21 protein-coding genes are annotated in these 24,178 nt (G+C 29.4%); 9 read left to right on the top strand and 12 right to left on the bottom strand.

Annotated features, from left to right (window positions below):
* Positions 1–24: 24 nt before the first annotated feature.
* The 9 genes from BTO18_RS07570 to BTO18_RS07530 form a co-directional block, all read right to left on the bottom strand.
* Positions 25–621, bottom strand: a complete 597-nt coding sequence (locus BTO18_RS07570) for a Crp/Fnr family transcriptional regulator (protein WP_105015643.1) — start codon at positions 619–621, stop codon at positions 25–27.
* A gap of 56 nt (positions 622–677) precedes the next feature.
* Positions 678–1,274 (bottom strand): WbqC family protein, encoded by a 597-nt coding sequence (locus BTO18_RS07565; RefSeq protein WP_105015642.1) that lies wholly within the window; start codon positions 1,272–1,274, stop codon positions 678–680.
* Positions 1,275–1,278: 4 nt separating this feature from the next.
* Entirely contained in the window at positions 1,279–3,012 is a 1,734-nt protein-coding gene (gene lepB, locus BTO18_RS07560; RefSeq protein WP_105015641.1) for a signal peptidase I, read from the bottom strand.
* An 80-nt stretch (positions 3,013–3,092) separates the two neighbouring features.
* Positions 3,093–3,797: a 4-hydroxy-tetrahydrodipicolinate reductase gene (gene dapB, locus BTO18_RS07555; RefSeq protein WP_105015640.1), complete on the bottom strand. Its 705-nt coding sequence runs from the start codon at positions 3,795–3,797 to the stop codon at positions 3,093–3,095.
* A gap of 3 nt (positions 3,798–3,800) precedes the next feature.
* Positions 3,801–4,424, bottom strand: a complete 624-nt coding sequence (locus BTO18_RS07550) for a DUF5683 domain-containing protein (RefSeq protein ID WP_105015639.1) — start codon at positions 4,422–4,424, stop codon at positions 3,801–3,803.
* Positions 4,425–5,309 carry a ParB/RepB/Spo0J family partition protein gene (locus BTO18_RS07545; protein WP_105015638.1) on the bottom strand — a complete coding sequence of 295 codons (885 nt, stop codon included), beginning with the start codon at positions 5,307–5,309 and terminating at the stop codon, positions 4,425–4,427.
* Positions 5,310–6,074: a ParA family protein gene (locus BTO18_RS07540; RefSeq protein WP_105015637.1), complete on the bottom strand. Its 765-nt coding sequence runs from the start codon at positions 6,072–6,074 to the stop codon at positions 5,310–5,312.
* 147 nt (positions 6,075–6,221) lie between these two features.
* Positions 6,222–7,688 (bottom strand): aminoacyl-histidine dipeptidase, encoded by a 1,467-nt coding sequence (locus tag BTO18_RS07535; protein ID WP_105015636.1) that lies wholly within the window; start codon positions 7,686–7,688, stop codon positions 6,222–6,224.
* A gap of 44 nt (positions 7,689–7,732) precedes the next feature.
* Positions 7,733–8,365 carry an NAD(P)H-dependent oxidoreductase gene (locus tag BTO18_RS07530; protein WP_105015635.1) on the bottom strand — a complete coding sequence of 211 codons (633 nt, stop codon included), beginning with the start codon at positions 8,363–8,365 and terminating at the stop codon, positions 7,733–7,735.
* A gap of 110 nt (positions 8,366–8,475) precedes the next feature.
* On the opposite strand from BTO18_RS07530, the gene BTO18_RS07525 reads away from it, so the two are divergent.
* On the top strand, positions 8,476–9,750 hold the full coding sequence (locus BTO18_RS07525; protein WP_105015634.1) for a DUF2851 family protein: 1,275 nt from the start codon (positions 8,476–8,478) through the stop codon (positions 9,748–9,750).
* On the opposite strand, the gene BTO18_RS07520 is transcribed toward BTO18_RS07525, so the two are convergent.
* A complete protein-coding gene (locus BTO18_RS07520) occupies positions 9,751–12,174 on the bottom strand; it encodes a zinc-dependent metalloprotease (RefSeq protein WP_105015633.1) in 2,424 nt (807 codons plus the stop codon).
* Positions 12,175–12,286: 112 nt separating this feature from the next.
* Between BTO18_RS07520 and BTO18_RS07515 the strand changes: the two genes are divergently transcribed.
* The 8 genes from BTO18_RS07515 (at position 12,287) to BTO18_RS07480 (ending at position 18,580) form a co-directional block, all read left to right on the top strand.
* A complete protein-coding gene (locus BTO18_RS07515; RefSeq protein ID WP_105015632.1) occupies positions 12,287–12,961 on the top strand; it encodes an NUDIX hydrolase in 675 nt (224 codons plus the stop codon).
* A gap of 116 nt (positions 12,962–13,077) precedes the next feature.
* Complete coding sequence (locus BTO18_RS07510; protein ID WP_105015631.1) at positions 13,078–14,532, top strand: nicotinate phosphoribosyltransferase; 1,455 nt, start codon at positions 13,078–13,080, stop codon at positions 14,530–14,532.
* 3 nt (positions 14,533–14,535) lie between these two features.
* Positions 14,536–15,525 carry a hypothetical protein gene (locus tag BTO18_RS07505; protein WP_105015630.1) on the top strand — a complete coding sequence of 330 codons (990 nt, stop codon included), beginning with the start codon at positions 14,536–14,538 and terminating at the stop codon, positions 15,523–15,525.
* Positions 15,526–15,536: 11 nt separating this feature from the next.
* Complete coding sequence (locus BTO18_RS07500; RefSeq protein WP_105015629.1) at positions 15,537–16,292, top strand: phosphoribosyltransferase family protein; 756 nt, start codon at positions 15,537–15,539, stop codon at positions 16,290–16,292.
* A 32-nt stretch (positions 16,293–16,324) separates the two neighbouring features.
* Complete coding sequence (locus tag BTO18_RS07495; protein WP_105015628.1) at positions 16,325–16,801, top strand: macro domain-containing protein; 477 nt, start codon at positions 16,325–16,327, stop codon at positions 16,799–16,801.
* Positions 16,802–16,804: 3 nt separating this feature from the next.
* Positions 16,805–17,329, top strand: coding sequence for an O-acetyl-ADP-ribose deacetylase (locus tag BTO18_RS07490; protein ID WP_105015627.1), 525 nt, complete (start codon positions 16,805–16,807; stop codon positions 17,327–17,329).
* On the top strand, positions 17,313–17,849 hold the full coding sequence (locus tag BTO18_RS07485) for an RNA 2'-phosphotransferase (protein WP_105015626.1): 537 nt from the start codon (positions 17,313–17,315) through the stop codon (positions 17,847–17,849). The genes BTO18_RS07490 and BTO18_RS07485 overlap by 17 nt, the downstream gene beginning before the upstream one ends.
* A 2-nt stretch (positions 17,850–17,851) precedes the next feature.
* Complete coding sequence (locus BTO18_RS07480) at positions 17,852–18,580, top strand: metallophosphoesterase family protein (RefSeq protein ID WP_105015625.1); 729 nt, start codon at positions 17,852–17,854, stop codon at positions 18,578–18,580.
* Positions 18,581–18,595: 15 nt separating this feature from the next.
* Here the strand turns inward: BTO18_RS07480 and BTO18_RS07475 are convergent, their stop codons facing one another.
* Both BTO18_RS07475 and BTO18_RS07470 read right to left on the bottom strand, forming a co-directional pair.
* Positions 18,596–21,049, bottom strand: a complete 2,454-nt coding sequence (locus BTO18_RS07475; RefSeq protein WP_105015624.1) for an alpha-ketoacid dehydrogenase subunit alpha/beta — start codon at positions 21,047–21,049, stop codon at positions 18,596–18,598.
* A gap of 144 nt (positions 21,050–21,193) precedes the next feature.
* Positions 21,194–24,001, bottom strand: coding sequence for a gluzincin family metallopeptidase (locus BTO18_RS07470; RefSeq protein ID WP_105015623.1), 2,808 nt, complete (start codon positions 23,999–24,001; stop codon positions 21,194–21,196).
* Between the last annotated feature and the right edge of the window lie 177 nt (positions 24,002–24,178).

Genomic DNA, 24,178 nt, shown 5'->3' with positions numbered 1-24,178 from the left:
AAGTAAGTGATAATCACCTTTGTTTTATTTACATATGTTAATAGATTGGTTTTTTAACATTTCTTTACGAATTCTACTTAACTGTACAGGAGAAATGTTTAAGTAAGAAGCTATATGATATTGGGCAATATAACTTTCTATATCTGGTATTTCTTTTTTAAGTTTTAAATATCTTTCTGATGCATTTAAAACAGAGAGCTCATAAATTCTGTTTTCCATCATCAGAAAAATAAATTCTAATACTTCAGAATATAATTTTAATATATAAGAATCTTCTGTAGTTAATTTTTTAAAGTCGTTAAAGTTTATTCTATAAAGAACACTATCTGTTAAGCATTGGTAATGGAGTTCACTCGGTTTTCCTGTAATTAAGCTACTTAAAGAACCAGTACTTTTTGGTGATGTAAAAATAGTTCTGGTGTATTCTTTAGCATTTTTATCCTCATAAAAAGATCTAACAATACCAGATTTTATGATAAAAAAACTTTTAGGTTTTTGTCCTACTTTCGTGATAAAATCATTTTTTTTAAAATTTTCTTTTTTTGCAAGATTTAAAAAAGATTTGTAACTTTTTTTTGGTAAATCAGAAAAATGGAGGAAGAAGTTTTCGAATAAATTCATAGCGATATTACCTTTTGGAGGTTAATGATAATACCTTATAAATTTACGAAAAAAAATTAGAAGTAGGTTGTAGCATTTGGTCCTTCCATAAATAATAAATCTAAAATCGATAAATTAGGCATAAAACCATGCTTGTCATCAAACATTTGCACATAAATATCTGTGGGTTTTTCTGGCTGATGTTTACGCTCTGCAAGTAATCTAAAATCTTGTTCTTTAGTTTCAATGAGATAACTTTCTGTTTTAAAAAACGCTTGATTCAACTGTAAAGCATCAGTAACAAAAAGATAGGTATCTATATTAATGTCGTGTAGAAACTTGTATTTTTTTTGAAAAATAGGTGCAATATCATCTTCGAAAAACTCAAAGTAAGGAGAGGTTCTATATGCGGTTTGTAATGATTTAAAATGTTGGTCTTGCCAAGGAAAAGCATTTTCTATCAAGGTGTCTTTTGTTTTTTTTCTACCTTCTTTTATTTTGTGTTTTACAGGTATACTCAACAATTGTTTTCCATTACCATTATAGATGTAGCAACGATTTCTAAAGCTTTGTTTTTGAAAGTTATCTTCCATTTCAAAAATAACGTTGTCAGCTTTTTCGATTTCAGAATATTGTGCAATAGGTGAAAAATAAGTAGGAATAAATAATCCCATTTTGTTATTTTTTAGCGGTTTTCTTTTTTCCTTTATAGAAACTCCATCCTATATATAAAGCTATTAAAGCAAAAACGACATATCTATATGAAACAGGTTTTCCATCTCCACCAACAGTAGTAAACATTCTATCCCATCTAATAGATTTAATTCTTTCCATAGAAAAGAAAGGTGTGCTTGGATCCCAGCTAAACCAAACCATAACAGGTTTTCCCAAAACATGATCAAAAGGAACATAACCCCAATAACGAGCATCTAAAGAGTTGTGTCTATTATCACCAACTAAATAAAAATAATCTTGTTTAAACGTATAAGAATTTGCTTTTTTACCATTGATAAAAATATCCTCACCAGCAACTACCAAATTATTATTTTCATAATTTTTGATGATTTGCTCATAAAAAAGTAATGAGTTTTTATCAATTTTTACAGTAGTGCCTGCTTTAGGGATGTAAATAGGACCAAAGTTATCTTGACTCCAACCTAATTCTTTGATATGTGGAAAAATGCCTGTATCAGCTGAATGAACAATCTTTTTTACAGAAACGGTTTGTGGGTTTTTCTTTAATCTAGCTAACTCATCATCTGTTAAATTGATATTGATTTTATTTGATACATTTTCAATTTTATTTGCTTTTGCAAAACTCTGGTTTACTCCACCTGCTGCTTCAACATACAAAGAATCTTCACCAATTTTTGATAGACTTCCATAATTTTCTAATTGTTTTTGAAAACTATAATTTTCCCAAAACTCTTTAGGAATTTTATACACATATGTTCTTTCTTTATCAATTAAAAACCTTGGATATGTATTTGAAGTAATTGCAGATTTTGCTTCATAGGTATAAAAGAATTGCAATTTAGCTCTATCTGGTAATTCGTTTTTAACACCATTTATGTAAAAATAACCATTTCTCATTTCAAGAGAATCACCAGCAATACCAACACAACGTTTTACATAATTTGTCTTTTTATCAAACGGTTTATAGGTAAATTTTCCTGATTTATCTCCCCACATTGAAGCCAAAGAATCAGCAGGCCAATTAAAACAAACAATGTCATTATTCTTTATTTTTTGAAAGCCTGGTAACCTAGTGTAAGGTAGAGATAACTTATTTTTCCATGAATTTATTTTTTTATCATCAGACAAGAAAGATTTACCAATAAAAGGCAACGTGTCATGTACCATTGGTGCTGCAACAACTGTAGAAGGTACTCTTGCTCCATAATGAAATTTACTTACAAACAGGTAATCACCCACTAATAATGATTTTTCTAAAGATGATGTTGGTATCGTAAAAGGTTGCATAAAATAGGTGTGTACTAACGTGGCTGCAATTATAGCAAACGTAATAGAACTTACCCATTCACCTAATTCAGAACGTGGTTTTAAACTTCTTTCAGCATTATATTTTGCATCAGTTGCATAGTTAATGTAAAAAATATACAATCCTAAAGTAATAATTACCAGTAATGAATCTACCTTTTTATAAAAGCCAAAAGTTCTGATGGTTTCAATCCAAATAACAGGAAACATTAACAAGTTTACAATTGGAATAAATAGTAGAATTATCCACCATTTTGGACGGTTTATGATTTGCATTAGAACCACTCCATTGTAAATGGGTACAGCAGCTTCCCAAGCTTTTCTGCCTGCTTTTACATAAAGTTTCCAAGTACCTAAAAAATGAATTACTTGAATTATTACAAAAAATATAAACCACTGTGAATATGTCATAATCGTGTTTTTAAGTTCTTTTACTCAAAAAAGAACACTATAAATTTATTAGGTGCAAAATATAAAAAAAGTTACAGTTTTTAACTGATGTTTAACACATCTTTCATTGAGAAATTTCCTTGCTTCCCAATAATCCATTCAGCAGCAATAACAGCTCCTAAAGCAAATCCTTTTCTATTATGAGCTGTGTGTTTAATTTCTATAGTATCTACATCAGAATTGTAAGTAACTGTGTGTGTACCAGGTATATCAGGAATTCTTTTCGCTACAATAGGTATGTTTTTTTCAGAGGATGATTTTTCTCCTAATTCCCACTTCTCTTTGGTTGTGTTTTCAATAACACCCTCTGCCAAAGTAATTGCAGTTCCACTTGGTGCATCTAGTTTTTTTGTATGATGAATTTCTTCCATAGAAATTTTATATTCTTCTAGTGTACTCATCATTTTTGCTAGTTGTTTGTTGAGTTCAAAAAAGATATTTACACCAACGCTAAAGTTAGAAGCATAAATAAATCCACCATTTTTTTCATTACATAATCTAACAGCATCATCATATTTATCTAGCCAACCTGTAGTGCCAGAAATCACAGGAACATTATTATTTAAACAATTAGAAATATTATCAAAAGCAGAAATAGGTACACTAAAATCTATTGCTACGTCTGCTATTGTAATATCAATGTTATCATTAACATCTTTTCTAATTACAATTTCGTGACCTCTAGAAATGGCAATTTTTTCAATTTCTTTGCCCATTCTTCCATAACCTAATAATGCAATTTTCATTTTTTAAAAAGTATATTTTATTCGTAAACCAACAGATGGTGCTTCAAGATTAATAGGGTTTTGAATCATTACTGGTTTAAATGTTAAATCATCACTTGTATTAAATTGTAGTAGATGTGCGTTAACGCTAGCTTCTACAATTTGTAAGATATATAAAATAACTCCTGTTAGTAATGACATATCTCTATTTTCTCTCAATTGTTCTTGAGCTCGTTCTAGAGTTTCTGTAGATAATAATTCAACTCCATTTTCTGTAAATTCATCAGGTAACCCTGCTTTTCTTAATCTATATGCATTTCTGAAACGTCTATAATCACTATTGTTTATCTGATAATAGTAAGCAGGTATTGCTACCATACCCCAAGCAATAGGAATTTTCCAATATTTTTTATTGTAGGCTTGACCCATTCCTGGAAAAATAGCTGAATAAAAAGCTGCTTTTGATGGCGATAACGGATTGTAAACTCCTTGTTGTTTTTTAAGTTTTCTTTGTTGTCGTTTTAACTTTCTATCAATCTTTTTTAACTCTTTTGTATTTATAACATTATTTATAGAATCTTTTTGAGCAAGAAGATTTGCAGAAAGAAATAATAGAAAGAAAACAAATATGATTTTTTTAAAAAACACTTATTTTAATAAGTTTTTAATTCGATTAAAATCTTCTTCAGAATGAAAAGGGATACTAATTCTCCCTTTTCCATTAGAGCTTACAGAAATATCTATTTTATGACCAAAGAACTCACTGATTTCTTTTTTACTATTTTTTATAAAAGTAGGAACAGGCTTTGCTTTGGGTTTAGCAATTTTTCCAGTTTTCAAACTTTTTACCAATTCTTCTGTTTGCCTAACAGATAATTTGTCACGTAAAATTTTCTCGTAAATTGCTAATTGATCTTCTGTATTATCTACATTAATCATTGCACGTCCATGCCCCATAGAAATAAATCCATCTCGCATGCCTGTTTGTAAGATTGGGTCTAGTTTTAGTAAACGTAAATAGTTTGTAACTGTAGAGCGTTTTTTACCAACTCTTGTGCTTAATTCTTCTTGAGTAAGCTGAATTTCATCAATTAAGCGTTGATAAGAAAGAGCCACTTCTATTGGGTCTAAATTTTTACGCTGAATGTTTTCAACCAATGCCATTTCTAGCATTTCTTGGTCGTTGGCAATTCTTATATAAGCTGGTATGGTTTTGTTACCAATTAATTTTGATGCTCTAAATCTACGTTCACCAGAAACCAATTGAAACTGATTTCCTTTTAATTTACGAACTGTAATAGGTTGAATAACACCTAATTCTTTAATAGAACTTGCTAATTCACGTAGTGCTTCCTCATCAAAATATGTTCTTGGCTGATATGGATTTACTTCAATACTATCTAGTTCAATTTCAATAATACTACCAACAACTTTATCTGCATTTTTATCTTGTGCAGAATTAATGTTAGGTGTTTCTTGTAATAGAGCAGATAATCCTCTTCCTAAAGCTTGCTTTTTGGTAGCTTTTGCCATTTACGAATTCTTTTTTAAGATTTCTTGTGCCAAATTTAAGTAATTTACAGCACCTTTACTAGTAGCATCATAAGCAATAATACTTTCGCCATAACTTGGTGCTTCTCCTAAACGTGTATTTCTTCTAATAATTGTATCGAAAACCATGCTAGAAAAGTGCTTTCTTACTTCGTCTACAACTTGATTTGATAAACGTAAACGAGAATCAAACATCGTTAATAATAAACCTTCTATATTAAGATTGGCATTATGTATATTTTGTATACTTTTTATAGTGTTTAAAAGCTTTCCTAAACCTTCTAAAGCAAAGTATTCACACTGAATAGGAATAATAACTGAATCTGCAGCAACTAAAGAGTTTAAGGTGATTAAACCTAAAGAAGGTGCACAATCTATTAAGATATAATCATAATCATTTTTTAAAGATGATAATGATTTTTGCAACATATATTCTCTATGTTGCTTATCTACCAATTCTATTTCTATAGCAACTAAATCTATGTGAGCAGGTATAATAGAAACATTGGGTGAATTAGTCTCTACAATTGCTTCTTTTGCTGAAATCGTATGTTCTAAAACTTGATAAGTGCCAAACTCAACACCTTCTACATCAACACCTAAACCAGAAGTTGCATTTGCTTGTGGATCAGCATCTATCAATAAAATTTTTTTTTCTAAAACACCCAAAGAAGCAGCTAAATTAACGCTTGTTGTTGTTTTTCCTACACCACCTTTTTGATTTGCAATAGCAATTATTTTTCCCATAAAACTAAATGTTATCGAATAGTAAAATTACATTTTTTTATTTCTTTACAATAGCAAAGATGTTAACAAAAATATAAAAATATAATATTCTAAAAATTAGTGAGTTGCGTTTTAAATCTGATAGTTTTTAAACAATTTAAAAAGTGTTTAAAAACTAGTTTTAGGAATGTTTTCTAAAATGTGTAAAAGCAGTTTCCAAAATTTTTGTGTTGATGAAATTTGTGCTCTTTCATCAGGAGAATGTGCTCCTTTTATATTTGGTCCAAAGGAAATCATTTCCATTTTTGGATAGTTTTTACCTAAAATTCCACATTCTAAACCTGCATGACAAGCTGCTACATTAGGGGCTTCATTAAACAAAGTTTTGTATGAGTGTACAACTGTTTTTAAAATTGAAGAATCGAGATTTGGTAACCAACCTGGATATTCTCCAGAACAATCAACAGAAAAACCAGCCAATTCAAAAGCAGCACGAATAGAATTTGTTAAATCTATTTTATTACTTTCAGATGATGAACGCGTTAAACAAAGTACTTCTATTTGCTCTTTTTCGACTGTGATTTTTGCAATATTGTTAGAGGTTTCTACTAAATTTTCTACATCAGGACTCATTCTATACACACCATTTAGTGTAGCATAAATTGCTTTTGTCAATTGCTCTTGCATTGCAACAGGAATAACAGTTTTTGGTGTTTCAACTTTATTAATTTCTATAGTTAAGTTCGGTTCTAATGATTTAAATTCGTTCTTAATATTGCTAATTAATTGATGATTTTCAGTTGTAAATGAATCTTTTGAAGTTTTATCAATTATAATAGTTGCAAAACTTTCTCTTGGTATAGCATTTCGCAAACTACCACCATGTAAAGAAGCAATTCGTAAACCATATTTTTCAAAACCATTAAACAATAAACGATTCATTATTTTATTCGCATTCCCCAAACCTTTAATAATATCCATTCCTGAATGGCCTCCTTGTAAACCAGTGACTGAAATAGAATAAGCAATAGTGTTTTCTGCTGTTTTTTCTTCTTGGTAATTTTGTGTAGCAGTAATATCTATACCTCCTGCACAACCAATGCCAATTTCGTCATCTTCTTCTGTATCTAAATTGAGTAAAATTTCACCTTCTAAAATGCCAGATTCAAGACCCATTGCACCAGTCATTCCAGTTTCTTCATCAATGGTAAATAGTGCTTCGATTGCAGGATGAGCAATATTTGTAGAAGACAAAACAGCCATAATTGCTGCAACACCTAAACCATTGTCTGCTCCTAAAGTAGTGCCTTTTGCTTTTACCCAATCTCCATCTACAAACATTTCAATGCCTTGTGTATCAAAATCAAAAATAGTATCTGCATTTTTTTGATGCACCATATCTAAATGTCCTTGTATTACTATTTTTTTTCTGTTTTCCATACCAGAAGTAGCAGGTTTTTTAATGATGACATTACCTACCTTATCTACTATGGTATCAAGATTAAGGTTTTTACCAAAATCAACCATAAATTGTATAACTCTTTCTTCTTTTTTTGAAGGACGAGGAACAGCATTTAAATCTGCAAAATGATTCCAAACGCTTTTTGGTGCTAAATTTCTAATATCTTGATTCATAATTTTTGTTTTATCTATCAATAATACATAAATACATTTATGAGTTAGTTGATTTCAATTACAGTTTCTTCTATATTTTTTCTCACCTTTTTCAAGTCTTTCATATAATCATCTTCTGCCCTAAAACCAACAGGTAATACTAAAACTGAAGTTAAATTTTGTTTAGTAAGATGTAATACTTCATCATATTTAGCAGGAATAAAACCTTCCATTGGGCAAGCATCAATTTTTTCTAGTGCACAGACTGTGAGCAAGTTTCCTAAAGCTAAATAGGCTTGATTTTTATTCCATAAAAATAAATCTTCTTGAGTTTTACCTTCAATTTCTTTAGTTAAAAAATCTTTAAATGGATTGATGATTTTATCTGGGGTGTTTCTAACATTTTTAACCAATTCAAAATACTTGGTAACTTCTTTTTTTGAGTATGATTTAGGTACACAAATAACTAATAAATGTGAAGCTTCGTACACCTGTGGTTGATTCCAAGAATGAGCCACCAATTCTTTTTGTAACGTCTTATTTTTAATAACCAACAACTTTAAAGGTTGCAGGCCATAAGAAGTTGCAGTTAAATTGAAGGCTTGTTTTAATATGTCTATTTGTTGCACTGTAAGCATTTTATCACTATCAAATTTTTTGACTGCATAACGCCATTGCAAACTTTCTATTGAATTCATGTTTATAATTTGAAATGCAAAAATACTTTAATAAATTAGGTTTGTTTGCATAGATTGATTAGTAAAATTGATGAACATATAAATTTTTTGTACCTTGAAAACAAAAAACTATGAACGAAGATTTCTTGTATTATATTTGGCAATACAAACTTTTTTCTACCACTAATTTACAAACTATAAATCATCAAAATATAGCTGTTCTTAAAACTGGAAATCATAATAAAAATGAAGGACCAGATTTTTTAAATGCACAACTAAAAATTGATAATCAACTTTGGGCTGGTAATGTAGAAATGCATGTAAAATCATCTGATTGGTATTTGCATAAACATGAAGAAGATACTAATTACGATGCTGTAATTTTACACGTAGTTTGGGGGCATGATGTTGATGTTTTTATGAAAAATAATCAGGCTTTACCTACATTAGAACTTCAAAATTTTGTTGATAAAAATCTACTAGATAATTACAAAAAACTACTACATAATAAACAAAATTGGATTCCTTGTCAGTATCAAATTAGGGCTGTTGATAATTTTTTGATTGATAATTGGTTAGAGCGTTTATACTTTGAAAGATTAGAACAAAAAGCTAAAGTAATTGACCAATTATTGCAAAAGTCAAATAATGATTTTGAGGCAGTTTTATTTCAGTTATTAGCTAAAAACTTCGGACTCAAAATTAATGGAGAAGCATTTTTAAAGTTTGCAACTTCTATAGATTTTTCTGTGGTTAGAAAAGTATCTCATAATAAGCATCAATTGTCTGCATTATTATTTGGTCTATCAGGATTTTTGGAAGATGAAATAGAAGAAGTTTATCACCAACAGTTAAAAAAAGAATATCAATATTTACAACATAAATATAATTTAACTCCACTTTCTAAAAATTACTTTCAGTTTTTTAGAATGCGACCTCACAATTTTCCAACCATAAGAATTGCCCAACTTTCAGCACTTTTAAATAATCATCAAAATTTATTTTCTAAATTGATTAAAGTAAAAGATTTAAATGAGGTTTATGATTTGTTTACAATCGAGGTTTCTGAATTTTGGAAAACACATTTCACTTTTGAAAATACATCAAAACAATCATCAAAAAAGTTAACAAAATCTTTTATAGATTTACTAGTAATCAATACAATTATTCCTTTAAAATTTGTGTTTCTAAAAAATAGAGGAGAAGCTTTTGAAGATGATATTCTATATTTAATCCATCAGTTAAAACCAGAAAAAAATAGTATAATTTCTAAATTTTCTGATGCTAATGTTATTGCAAAAAATGCAATGGAAAGTCAAGCTTTACTAGAGTTAAAAAACAACTATTGCACAAAGAAACGTTGTTTACATTGTGCAATAGGTAATAGTTTATTAAGAAGTAAATAATTATTTAGGGTCTAAAATATTTCTAATTTTAGCTAAACAATCTTTATAATGATATTTTGTAATTCTGTTTACTTTTCTGTTTTTAGCAATAGATAGTTGAAAATTTAAGCCTTCTAATTCTCCTCTTATTATAGATTTGATATCTGCATGCATGGTGTTTTTTGAGTTGAGTAGCCTACCCATTCCATCAATATAAGATTTTTGCAAACTACGTCTAAATACATCAACATTTCTAGTGTAATTGGCTTCAGAAAAAATACCAATTCTTAAATCGCGAATCATATTTAAAGCAGTATATGTTTTGTTATCCAAAACTTCAGCATCTATCATTCTTTCTAATCTTCTAGGATTTAAAAGTGTATATAACTGTCTGTTTTGTAAGCGTAGCATGTTGTTGGTATAACCACTTTCATCAATATTGGCTAAAATAGACTTATCTAGTAACCAATTTTGTGTTTTAAATGCATTTTGTTGTAGCCAAGCCATTGCTTCTTTTTGTTTTGCTTTGTCAACTGGTTCGTAAACAAATCCTTTTTGAGTAGGTTTTTTATTTACTTCATAAACTCCACCAATATTACCAGTTACATGACCCACATATCTACTCCAAACTCCTAATAATTCTCCATATAATTCTGATAAATCTTCATAATTATTGGTTTGGTTCGATGTCCATTTTGAAAGATTTTTAGCAACAATTTTCAAATTTTTCATACCATAAGTAGATGCTTTAACCTGATCATTACCTATGCCTTCTGTTTGTGCAGATGGATCAAAACGTTGTGCTCCAAATCTGTAGATAGGATTATCAGCTTTGTCTTCAATCCATTTATTTAAAGTCTTTACTTCTTGTTCAGGAGTATTAGCATTTGGGACTAATCTATATCCCCAATTGATAGAGTAGTGGTCATAAGGCCCTAATTGACGTATAAATCGAATGTTTTTATCACCTGGTTGTGCAATGTAATTGTAGCGTGCATAATCCATAATGGTAGCTGCTATACCCATTTTTTGTGTAAACTTTCCAGATCGTAAACTATCTACAGGATAGGCATAACTAGCAGCCATATTATGAGGCAAACCTAAAGCATGACCAACTTCATGAGAAATTACCATACGCATCATTTCGCCTATTTCTTCAGCTGGAGTATCTAAAGTTCTAGCTGACGGGTTTGCTGCGCCTGTTTCTAATAAATAACGATTTCTATACGAACGTAAGTGATTGTGATACCAAATAATATCACTCTCTATAATTTCTCCAGTTCTTGGATCAGAAACACTAGGGCCAGTTGCATTTCTGGTTGTACTAGCTACGTATCTAATAGAGGAATAACGCACATCTTCCATACTAAATTCTGGGTCTTCTTCTTTTGTAGGTGGATATTTTGCCATAATAGCATTTTTAAAACCAGCCGTTTCAAAAACTTTAGCCCAATCATCTACACCTTGTTTAATGTATTTTCTTAATTTTTCTGGTGTGCCAGGATCTAAATAGTAGACAATTGGTTTTTTAGGTTCTACCAATTCTCCACGATTGTAAGCAGCCATATCTTTTGGTTCTAAACGCCAACGTCTTATATATCTTTTGCTATCTGCTTTTAAAGCTTCAGAGCTATAATCTACATTACCTATTGAAAAATAACCTACACGTTTGTCATACAATCTTGGCATCATTTTATCTTCTGGTAATACAATCATAGATTGATTTACACGTATGGTAATGGTATTCGTATTTCTATTACTTGGTGGTGCTGAAGCATCATAAGTAAAATCTTGAATTACCTCAATATTTTTAGGATAGCTTTTAATACTATTGATAAAACTACGAGAAGCATCTAATCTTCTTACTTTATAACGTGTTCTAAAAAAAGAAGGTAAAGCAGAAATTGCTTTAATATCTGATGAGAAAAATTTAGTAACATCGACTAAAACAGCAGTAGAATCTGGGTTTTGGGTTTTAATATCAAAAGCATAAATAATAGGTTCTAAATTATTGGCTTTTACAGATTTATAAATAGGTAAGGAGTCGTTAGCAACTGCATTGTACGATTTTACTTTTAGTAAAATTTTCTTTTGAAATTGCTCCCAAACCACAACTTGTGTATTTATTTTTGAACCCGCATTTACATAACCACCACCTAAACCAGCAGGAATATCTTTTATTCTAGTTACTAAAAGTAATTCTTTTCCTAAATGCGATTTTGGTATCTCATAAATATATTTTCCATTATTATGATGAACTTTAAACAAACCTTCATCGGTTTTTGTTTTAGCATTTACATACGTTTTGTAAGTTGGTTTTTTACTTTTTTTTGATTTTGAAGGTGTTTGAGTTGTTTTATCTTTTTTTGATTTTTTCTTTTGTGCATTAACTTGTATAGGGAGTAAAAAAGCTAGCATCAAAGAAAATAGAAGAACTTTTTTCATGATGAATTTGGTTATAAAATTGAAATTCTAAAATAATAAAAGTTTAATCATTTCTTTAATGGATTATGTTAAAACTGGATTTCTTATTTTTGTGTATTCTAAACACATATTTATGAGTCAGTCAATAAAATTAACAATAGATGCAGTTGTTTTCGGGTATGAAGAAGGTAAAATTACAGTTTTGCTTATCAAAAGAAAATACGAACCGTTTAAAAATAAGTGGGCAATTCCTGGTGGTTTTATTCAAGGTGACGAATCTTTAGAACAAGCTGTAGAAAGAGAGCTTTATGAAGAAACTGGTATAAAAATCAATTATTTAGAACAGCTGTATACTTTTGGACAGCCAGAAAGAGATCCAAGAGGAAGAATTGTTTCTATTGCTTATTTTGGTTTGGTTAGGCCAGACGCGTTTAAATTATTTGCATCTACAGATGCAGAAGATGCACAATGGTTTTCTATTGATGAATTACCAGAATTATCTTTCGATCATAAAGAGATTCTAGAACTTGCCATTAAAAGATTACAAAGCAAAATAACTTATGAGCCCATAGGTTTTGAATTGTTAGATAAAAAGTTTCCCTTCTCTGATTTAGAAAAATTATACAGTACACTTTTAGGAAGAAAAGTGGACAGACGAAACTTCAGAAAGAAAATAGTAGGGTTAAATGTCTTGGATGAATTGGATGAAAAAGTATCTAAAGGTTCAGGAAGACCAGCTAATTTATTCCAATTCAATCAAAAAAGATACTTTCAACTCAAGAAAGAAGGAATAATTTTCGAAATTTAATTAACTGATATATAGTGTTTTAAATAATTAGTGTAAAAGTAACACAAAATAAATTTTGTAGAACTAATGTTTCGATGTATATTTGTGTCATAATTACGCAAATATATATTATTATTATGAACGCATTATTTTTAACAGACGGTTACAAAACAGGACATCATCAGCAATATCCAGAAGGAACAGAAGAGGTTTATTCTAATTGGACACCAAGAAGCAACAAATATGCTCCAAAAGGCTGTAACAAAGTAGTTTCTTTTGGTCAGCAATATGTAATGAAATGGTTGCATAATTATTTTGATAATAATTTCTTCTCAAAAGAAAAGTCAATAGTTTGTAATGAAATTAAAGAGGAACTGTCTTTGTATTTAAATACAGATTATGATGTTTCACATTTTGAGAAATTACACGATTTACAATACTTGCCTATAACTGTAAAATCAATTCAAGAAGGGGTAGAAGTTCCAGTAAGAGTGCCAATGTTATCAGTAGTAAATACTCATAAAGAGTTTTATTGGGTTACGAATTTTTTAGAGACTATTTTATCAACTATGTTGTGGCAGCCTATGACATCAGCTACAATTGCAATTTTATATAAGAGGATTTTCAAAAAATGGGCAATTAAAACTGATTGTAATAATTTAGAATTTATTGAGTTTCAAGGCCACGATTTTTCTATGAGAGGAATGAGTGGACTACAAAGCGCAATTTTATCTGGAATAGGGCATTCAAGTGTGTTTTTAGGTTCAGATTCTTTACCTGTTATTAGTACTTTAAGAAAAAGTTACAATGCTAAAAATTTTGTGGTTGGTTCTGTAAATGCAACAGAACATTCAGTAATGTGTGCAGGTACAAAAGATGATGAAATAGGAACTTTTAGAAATTTAATGAAAACATACCCAACAGGAATTTTATCAGTAGTAAGTGATACTTGGGATTTATGGAAAGTACTCACCAATTATTTACCAAAATTAAAAGAGGAAATTTTATCAAGAGATGGTAAATTAGTCATTCGTCCAGATAGTGGTGATCCTGTAGATATAATTTGTGGTGAAAACAGGAATTTAGGAGGGAACTCACCAAAAGACAAAGGAGTTGTTGAGTTGCTTTGGGATGTTTTTGGAGGAACTGTTAATGAACAAGGTTTTAAAGTATTAAACCCAAAAGTGGGAACAATTTATGGAGACAGTATTACAACAGATAGAGCAGAAGAGATTTGTAAACGTTTGTTCCATAAAGGATTCGCATCTACAAATGTAGTTTTAGGAATAGGTTCTTTTACCTATCAATTTAACACTAGAGATACTTTTGGATTTGCAATGAAAGCAACATCAGTTGTTGTAAATGGTAAAAGAAGAGAAATTTTTAAAGACCCAATTACGGATAATGGAATTAAGAAATCAGCAAAAGGTTTGCTAAAGGTAGTGCTTAAAAATAATGAGTATAGTTTGATTGATGAGGTTTCTGAATTAGAGGAAAAAGAAGGAGAATTAAAAGTAATTTATGAAAATGGAGAGTTTTATAATCAAACGAATTTAGCAAAAATTAGAGAAATAATTAGTTTAAATTTATAAGTTATGTGGTTTAAAAAACTTACTGGTTTTGAAGAAACTTCAGTTCAAAAAGTAAAAGATAATATTTTTGTTGATGGTAAAAATATTATTTCAAAAATAAATAAAAGGGTATTAAATTATGGAGAACTGCAAGTAATTTCTTTGGAAAAGTTAAGAAAAACAAAGATTACTGATTCTATTAAAGGAAATATCAAGGTTTCAGAAATTATAGCTGATGTTCAGGATTTACATTGTAATGAGAATAATAAAAATTCTTTATTTCAGGTTGCTTCACAGTTTAATCTATTAGAAATGATTGAACCAAATATATCTCCAGAAGATGGAATTGATTTTTATGAAAATGATTTGACTCAAGGACCTGCCTGCGCAATCGCTTGTGGAGCTGGAACTATTTACAGAAATTATTTTGTAGAATTAAATGGACAAATTGGGCAAACAAGAAATAGGCAAATTAATTGTTTGAAAGATATTGGTAGAGCGTTAAATAATAAGGAGTTTTCTTTGTGGGAAATGAAAAATGGATATGCTTTAATTAACCAAAATGGTATTTTAAACATTAATAAACAGATAAGTAAATTAAATAATAAGGAACGAGAGTTTTTAAAGGGCAAATTGAAAGTTGGAATACAATGGGATACTGAAGTTACAATTAAAAATGCTAGACATAATGTTTCTCAAATATACTGTTCTGCTTTACCTGTTTCATACTGTCAACTAGATACATTTTATTATGAGAGTTTTGCTAGGCTTATTCTTGAAGCAACTTATGAAGCAACATTTTATACATCAATTAAAAATTTGATAAAATTTGGTTCAAACAAAGTTTTTTTAACTTTAGTTGGTGGAGGTGCTTTTGGTAATGATATTGATTGGATTTTAGAATCTTTATATAAAGTTATAGAAAAATTTAAGTATTTACCATTAGATGTTAAAATTGTTAGTTATGGTAAATCTAGTAACTTAATAAGAGAGTTTGTAGAAAGTTACAATTAAAATTATTTAAGATGAAATATGAAATCAAAAGATTTAAGGACAATCAAGTAGCTGCTAAAATAGTAGAAAATGGAAATCTACACATAAAAATAAGAGGAAATACTTACGAGGATTTGTTTAAAGTTGCTGCTGTAAAAGATGCTTGGGATGCAGATATAGAAAATAAATGCAACATTTCTATTTTAACGATTTATTGTTTAATTGGGCAACGTTCAGACAGAAGATTTCATCCAAATGAATCTTTCGATTTAAAAATAATATCAAAATTTATAAATAGTATGAAATTTGACAAAGTAGAAATTTTACATCCACATAGTGCTGTTTCCTTGGCTTTGATTAATAATTCTACAGAAATTAGTTGTTTTGAATATGTAAAACAGGCATATAATAAAATTGAAAATCCGGTTTTGGTAAGCCCAGATGCAGGAGCTTATAAAACAACTCATTATTTTGCTGAAAAATTGAATGCTGATATCATCCCTTCAAATAAAGTAAGAATTAATGGAATTCCTCAAATAAAGATTCAAGGAAATGTAAGCCAAAAGAATTGTTTAATAATTGATGATTTAGCAGATGGAGGTAGAACCTTTAAACTTTTAGCATCAGAATTAAAAAAACAAGGAGCTAATAAAGTATTCTTATATGTTACACACGCTCAATTTAATTTTGGTTTTAGAGAATTAAAAGAAAGTATCAATCATATTTTCTGTACTAATAGTTATAAAGATATTGATGATGATTTTGTAACACAATATAAAGTTGTTTAAGTTTAACAAATAAGTGTTTTAATTTATAAAAAATGAAAAAGATTACATATTTAGAAGGAGATGCAACAACTCCAAAAACAAAAGGAAATAAAATAATTGTACATATCTGTAATGATGTTGGAGGTTGGGGAAAAGGTTTTGTTTTAGCAATTTCTAATAAATGGAAAGCACCAGAAAAATCTTACAGAGAATGGTATAAGAATAGATTACAAAATGATTTCTCATTGGGAGCGATTCAAATTGTAAAAGTTGATGAAGATGTTTTTATTGGGAATATGATTGCACAACAAGGATTGAAAAGTAAAAACAATATTGCACCAATAAGGTATGAAGCAGTTAAAGAATGTTTGCGTAAAATTGCAGTTCAAGCAAATAATTTAGAAGCAAGTATACATATGCCAAGAATTGGCTGTGGTTTGGCTGGAGGAAAATGGGAAGAAATTGAATTTATTATTAGTGAAATACTTTTAAACGAAAAATTAGACGTTTTTGTTTATGATTTTAAATAAATAATGAAAATAAGTGTCATAAAATCAGATATTACAACAATAAAAGTTGATGCAATTGTTAATGCAGCCAATACTTCTTTATTAGGGGGTTCTGGGGTTGATGGTGCAATTCATAAAAAAGGTGGAGTTGAAATTTTAAACGCTTGTAAAGAAATAAGAAATAAACAAGGAAGTTGTAAGGTTGGAGAAGCTGTAATTACAACTGCTGGAAAATTAGATGCGAAGTATGTAATCCATACAGTTGGTCCAGTTTGGAATAAAGGAGGTTTTGAAAAAGAGGCTCTTTTGAGAAACTGTTATCAGAATTCAGTGATATTAGCGAATCAGAATGATGTAAAAAGTATCGCTTTTCCAAATATAAGTACTGGTATATATAAATTCCCAAAAAAAATAGCAGCTCAAATAGCTATTGGAACTATAAAAAGGTACAAAAATAATAATACAATTGAAGAAGTGATTTTTGTTTGTTTTGATGAGGAAAACTTTTCGATTTATGAGAAAATATTAAAAAATGACACCACAATATAAAAAACAAATCAGCAAGTTTTTAAGTCTGATTTTAAGACATCAGCCAGAAAAAATAGGATTGCAGTTAGATGAAAATGGTTGGGCTTTGATTAATGATATTTTAGATAAATCAAATCTAAAATTTACGTTTGTAGAATTAGAAGAAATAGTAGTTACTAATGACAAACAAAGGTTCAGTTTTAATGCTGATAAAACTAAAATTAGAGCAAATCAAGGGCATTCTTTAAAGACCGTCGATCTAGATTTAAAGGCACAAGTTCCTCCAGAATTTTTATTTCACGGAACTGTTGAAAGATTTATTGGGTTAATAAAATCTAATGGTTTACAAAAGATGAAAAGACAACACGTTCATTTAAGTGCAAACAAAGGAACTGCTATAAAAGTAGGTTCTAGAAGAGGTAAACCCATAATTCTTACAATCAAAGCTTTGGAAATGCAAAGAAAAGGATACAAATTCTATAAATCTGAAAATGGAGTTTGGTTAACTGATGAAGTGCCTGTCGAATTAATTATTTTTTAATTATGAGAACTTTAGTAATTGGAGATATTCATGGAGGTTATCGTGCTTTGGAGCAGGTATTAGATAAGGCAAAAGTGACAGTACAGGATAAGTTGATATTTCTTGGAGATTATGTAGATGGATGGAGTGAATCTCCCCAGACAATTGATAAACTCATAAGTTTATCAGAAAAGCAAGAATGTATATTTATTTTAGGAAATCATGATTTATGGTGTAAGTTATGGTTAACTGAAGGGAAAAGTAATCCTATATGGCTTGCTCACGGAGGAAAGGAAACTATTGATAGTTATATTAAAACTGGATTAATCACTAGTAAAAAACACTTGAATTTTTTTGAAAGTTTAAAGAACTACTATATTGATTTTAATCAAAGGCTCTTTATACACGCAGGTTTTACCTCTATGCATGGAGTAACAAGAGAAGAATATCAATCTAACTATTACTGGGATAGAACACTTTTAGAAACAGCTTTATTGGCTGAAGAATTACCCTCAAAGAAAATAGAAAATAAAATGCCACAAAGGTTCACGCACTACAAAGAGATTTATATTGGACATACACCAACTACAAATTATAAAATTAACGAACCAATATTTGCTTATAATTTAATTAACGTTGATACAGGTGCTGCTTTCAAAGGTAAATTAACAATTTTAGATATTGATTCTAAAGAATTTTGGCAAAGTGATGTACTCACAAAATTATACCCTAATGAAAAAGGGAGAAATTAATAAAAAGATTTGCTCTTAATACAAACTCTTAAATTTTTGCGGATTTTCTTCATGCATAATGTCATACACTTTTTCAAAAATATCTTCAGCAGAAGGTTTTGAGAAATAATCACCATCTGTACCATAAGCAGGTCTATGTGCTTTAGAAGTTAAGGTTGCTGGTTTGCTATCTAAATATTGATATCCATTTTGGTTTTCTAAAACCTCTTGTAGAATATAGGCAGAAGCTCCTCCAGGAACATCTTCATCAACAACCAATAATTTGTTGGTTTTTGCCAAACTTTTTACACAATCGTGATTTAAATCAAAAGGTAGTAAAGATTGTGCATCAATAATTTCGATATCTATACCTACTTGTGCTAAATCTTTAGCAGCATCTTGTACCAAACGTAAAGTAGAACCATAAGAAACCACTGTTATATCTTTCCCCTCTTTTACTGTTTCAACTACTCCAATTTGAGTTTTAAATTCGCCTAAATTAGTTGGTAATTCTTCTTTTAGTCGATAACCATTTAAACATTCTATAACTAAAGCTGGGTCATCACCTTCTAAAAGTGTATTGTAAAAACCAGCAGCTTTCGTCATATTTCTAGGTACTAAAACGTGAATTCCTCTTACATTATTTATAATGCCTCCCATAGGCGAACCAGCATGCCAAATACCTTCTAATCTGTGTCCACGAGTTCTTATGATTAAAGGTGCTTTTTGTTTGCCGAAAGTTCTGTAACGCAAAGTCGCTAAATCATCACTCATAATTTGAAGCGCATACAGCAAGTAATCTAAATATTGCACTTCTGCAATTGGTCGTAAACCTCTCATAGCCAAACCAATACCTTGTCCAATTATAGTGGCTTCACGAATTCCTGTGTCAGAAATTCTAATGTCTCCATATTTTTCTTGTAAACCTTCTAACCCTTGATTTACATCACCTATATAACCAGCATCTTCTCCAAAAATAACAACATCATCATGTTTTTTTAAGATAGCATCAAAATTATCTCGCATTATAATTCTAGCATCAACTAAATTCTTTTCTTTAGAATACGAAGGTTTTTGTTCTTCTATAGATAAAACATTGTTATCATCATCATTGGTTAAAAACGTAGAATACTTATCATAAGCTGTTTTTATAGCTGATTTTATAAAATTTTGAAGCTCAATTTTTTCAGAAAAGTTTTCATCTTTTATATGCCACAAACATTTTCTAGCAGTAGATAAAACATCTTTTCTAGTAGGTTCTATATTGCTTTGTAAATCGTTTTTATATTTGTTGATGAATGTTCCGTTTAAACTTTTTTTGGCAACTCTTTCTAATAATTGACATACTAAAGTACCTTCAGCCTTTATTTCATTTAAGTAGGCATTCCAAGCATTTCTTTTTGCATTGGTTACCTCTTTTTTTGCCGCTTTTTCTAGTAGAATCATTTCTTCTTCAGAATCTATAAAGCGTAAAGTTTCACCAGTTTCTGTTTCTAACTCGAAATCTAAAATCCACTCTCGCATTTTAGCAATACAATCATGGTTTTTTTCCCATTGCAAACGTTCCTTATCTTTATATCTTTCATGAGAACCAGAAGTAGAATGTCCTTGAGGTTGTGTTAATTCTTTTACATGAATTAAAACTGGTACATGTTCTTCTCTTGCAATTTTTGCTGCTTTTTGATATACATCCATCAATTGGACATAATCCCAACCATTTACCACAAAAATTTCATAACCTTTGTTCTTTTTATCCCTTTGAAATCCTTTTAAAATTTCTGAAATACTTTCTTTTGTTGTTTGGTATTTTGCATGAACTGATATACCATATTCATCATCCCAAACACTCATTACCATAGGTACTTGTAAAACTCCAGCTGCATTTATGGTTTCAAAAAATAAGCCTTCACTTGTACTTGCGTTACCAATTGTACCCCAAGCAACTTCATTTCCTTTATTAGAAAAATTAGTTTTATCCTGAACACTTTTCTCGTTTCTGTAAATTTTTGAAGCTTGTGCTAAACCTAATAAACGCGGCATTTGACCTGCAGTTGGAGAAATATCAGAACTCGAATTGTATTGTTGTGTGAGATTTTTCCAGCTTCCATCTTCATTAAGACTATGGGTTGCAAAATGACCACCCATTTGTCTTCCTGCAGACATTGGGTCTGCTTCAATATCTGTATGTGCGTACAAACCTGCAAAAAACTGTTGAGCTGTAAGCTCACCAATAGCCATCATAAAAGTTTGATCTCTGTAATAACCAGATCTAAAATCTCCTTTAAGAAAAGCTTTAGCCATAGCCAATTGAGGTACTTCTTTACCATCTCCAAAAATACCAAATTTAGCTTTGCCTGTAAGTACTTCACGTCTGCCAAGTAAGCTACACTCTCTACTAATTTTTGCAATTCTATAATCGTTTAAAACTTCTTTTTTAAATTCGTTAAATGATATTTCTTGCGTATTTGTAGTAAGCGTTTTTTGCATCATAATATGGAGATTTAAAGTTTTGCAAAGATAGTTTTTTTAATTGATATTTAAAAATATCTAATTTGGTTAAGAATATGTTAAAAAAAAGAATATAAAACTCAATTTTGTTGATAATTATACAAAAAATAGGCTTTTGTTTAATAATTAGAAAAGACCTCTTCTGATAAAATTAAAAATAGGACCTAGCTGTGCAGTAAGTGTAAAACGTATTCTTTGTGGATATGCTCTTTGTGTAACCTCCCAACCATTGTTAGAATACAAAGGGAAATATACTTCTAATATATTATGTACAAAATTAAATCGGATGCCATTGTTGTACGCAAAATAAACAGGTGCATTTCTGTTTTTAAGAAAAGCGACATCGTTATAAAATTCAATCCATTTCCATAAACCAATGCTAGAATTTAGAGAAAGCATATATTGATTTGCAAATCTTGTGGGCAATACAGATTTAAATCCACCTTCAGCAATGATATATTGTTGGCTAAAAAAACCACTTTCTTCAGAACGCCCAAAATAGTTTAATTGAAATAAGTAATCGTTTGCTCTATCTAATCCAAAACTAAAATAATCTCCTTCGGTTTTATTACTTATAAAAGCACCCGCAAAAATTCTAAAATCTAACTGTCTGTCTGATGCAGTTAAAGCTCGATAACGTAAATCAGCAGAGACTTTAGAGAAGTTTTGAGCAACTTCTAAATTGTAGTTGTAGCGAAATTCTTTAATTATATCAGGGTTTATGTAGTTGTACTGAAGGTTAAATATAGTGTAATTATCTTCTGCAGTTCTCGGCTCTCCTTCTGCTACTTCTTTGTCAATATGAAGTATTCTTGAGGTTACAGCTTCGTAAGTAGCATCTCTTAAATCTTTTCTCTTAAACACCACATTTACAAAAGGAAGTAAAGATTTATAAGAGAGATTAGGAGCATAATCTAGAGTTACACCAGACATACCATACATTATTTTGTAGATGTTAGTCTTCTCAAAAAATTGATTGTAAATTACTGAAAAACTACCAATTAAAGATTGACTTTTTGTAGCATAAGAAGGGGAGAGGTTTACTTCTAAATATCTTTTTATTAATGGTTTGTTATGAAGTCCCACACCCAATATCAATCCGTTATAAAAGTTATAACTAAAATTTGGTTGATAAAACAACTGATTGTAATAAGGATCTTGGATGTCTTTAACTAAAGAAAACTTTAAAGGCTTATTAAATATTTTTTTCTCTAAAGATTTCCAATTATCTAACGAATTAAGTTCAGGATAAAGGTTTTCGTAGTTTAATGCAAGTTTATTAAAATCACCTTTAGGGAGTGTTACCACCTTTTTGTCATCAACATTGGTAATCCATTTTTTAAACTTTATTTTTTTGTCTTTAACACCATATAAAGATACTGGAGTTGTAATATTTCTCTTGTTTTTTATGGTAACTTTTAAGCTGTCTCCTACTTCTACAACTTTATCAATAGTATAGTCTATCTTTTTATTAGAGTTGATATAATCTCCAAAAAACCAGGCTAAATCTGTATTTGTTTTTTTTGTTAAGAGTTTTTCGAAAGTAGTACTAGAGGTGATTTTTAGTTTATTTTTTTGATAAAATTCCTCTAGAGCTTTGTTTAGTTTGTCTTTACCCAAATAACCTCTTAAATATCGAAAGCCTAAACCAGCTTTATATTTATTTACAACCTTTCTATTCAAATTAGACAGTGAATCAGCTGAAGTTTTTAAAGATTGATCTAAAAATTTTCTAGCACTAAACTGATAGACAAGAGGATATTTATCATTAAAATCTAATTTAGAAAGATTAAATGTTTTTAAAAACCAATTCTTTGAGTATTTTCCTAGAAGTTTTTGCTTTGGATAAAATTCGTCTACATACTCTATCATTAAATAATTTTGCAAGCCATCTAGAAACCAACCATCTTTTCTATTATTTAAAAATAAAGTATTGTCTAAATATTTTCTTGAAAGTGCTTTTAGAATAGTAAGCTCCCATTTAAAAGTATCAGAAAAAGGACGAATAAAACCTGGTAATTGACTCAACCCATAAATTGGATTTTTTCTTTGTGCGACTTCATCTATAAAAATTTCTTTGTGCGGATATTTACCCAAAAATTTTTCTATGAAATCAATTTCCTTCTGAAGAATTTCAGTAGAAATTTTATCATCCATTTCATCATCAATTACATTAGTATAAATATTAATGTTCTTTGTTTTAAATGATTTTAAACGTTTTTGTTTATTGATGCTTAAAACTACATTGGTTTTTTTCTTACCAACTAAATAGTAGTTTGTTTTTTCTTCTTTTTGTGTTTCATATTGGTATAAGTTACTCTCAACAAAATAGCCTTTAGGTACATCTATATCTATCTTAAAATCGGTTGGATATTCAAATAAATCGTCTAAATTTAAATTACTCATTAATTGCCATTTATCATCAAAAACAGCAGGAGTCATATACCAAAAACGAAGCTGATAACCATTTTCTAGCCTTCCATAACCTGTAAATTTAGCATTTGGTATTTTTATTGTATACGTTGTAGAAATAGTTATACTATCATTAGGCTGAAGATGTTCTTTTAAATCAATTTTAATGATATCTTGCTGATTTTCTAACTCCTCAAAAATTGCTTCTTCAAAATTTACATTTAAGTTTTTTATGGTAGAATAGCCTATATCTTTTTTGTCTGCAAAATATAAATCTTTTCTAAAATCTTTTACAAGCCTTTTAGATAAAGGAGTTTTTCTGCTTTTATAACTATTAGCCCAATTGTGCAGGTATATATTTTTTAAAATAGTATCAGACTTGTTGATAAACTTAATTTCTTGTTGAATATGAAGTTCGTCTTTTGATGGATTTAAAACAGATTTTATTCGAATAGAGTTTTCTTGACCAATCAATGACAGGCATGTAGCAAAAAGAATAAAAGATAATAAAACTTTTTTCAAACTAGAACTTGATAAATTTTAAAGTTTTTGTGGTGTCTGCTTTTAGAAAAATAAATCTCTTTTGACAAATATGATAATTTAATATCTATTATACCTTGATTGATGCTTTTTATATATAATTTATGTTAATTCATTAAAAATTAAATTCATAATTCAATATACTTAAAACTATACTTT

Origin of the sequence: Polaribacter porphyrae, from assembly GCF_002954685.1 — a bacterium.
GTDB lineage: Bacteria > Bacteroidota > Bacteroidia > Flavobacteriales > Flavobacteriaceae > Polaribacter > Polaribacter porphyrae.
The sequence above is the reverse complement of the archived record's forward strand: the minus strand, read 5'-3'. Positions and strand labels throughout refer to the sequence as shown.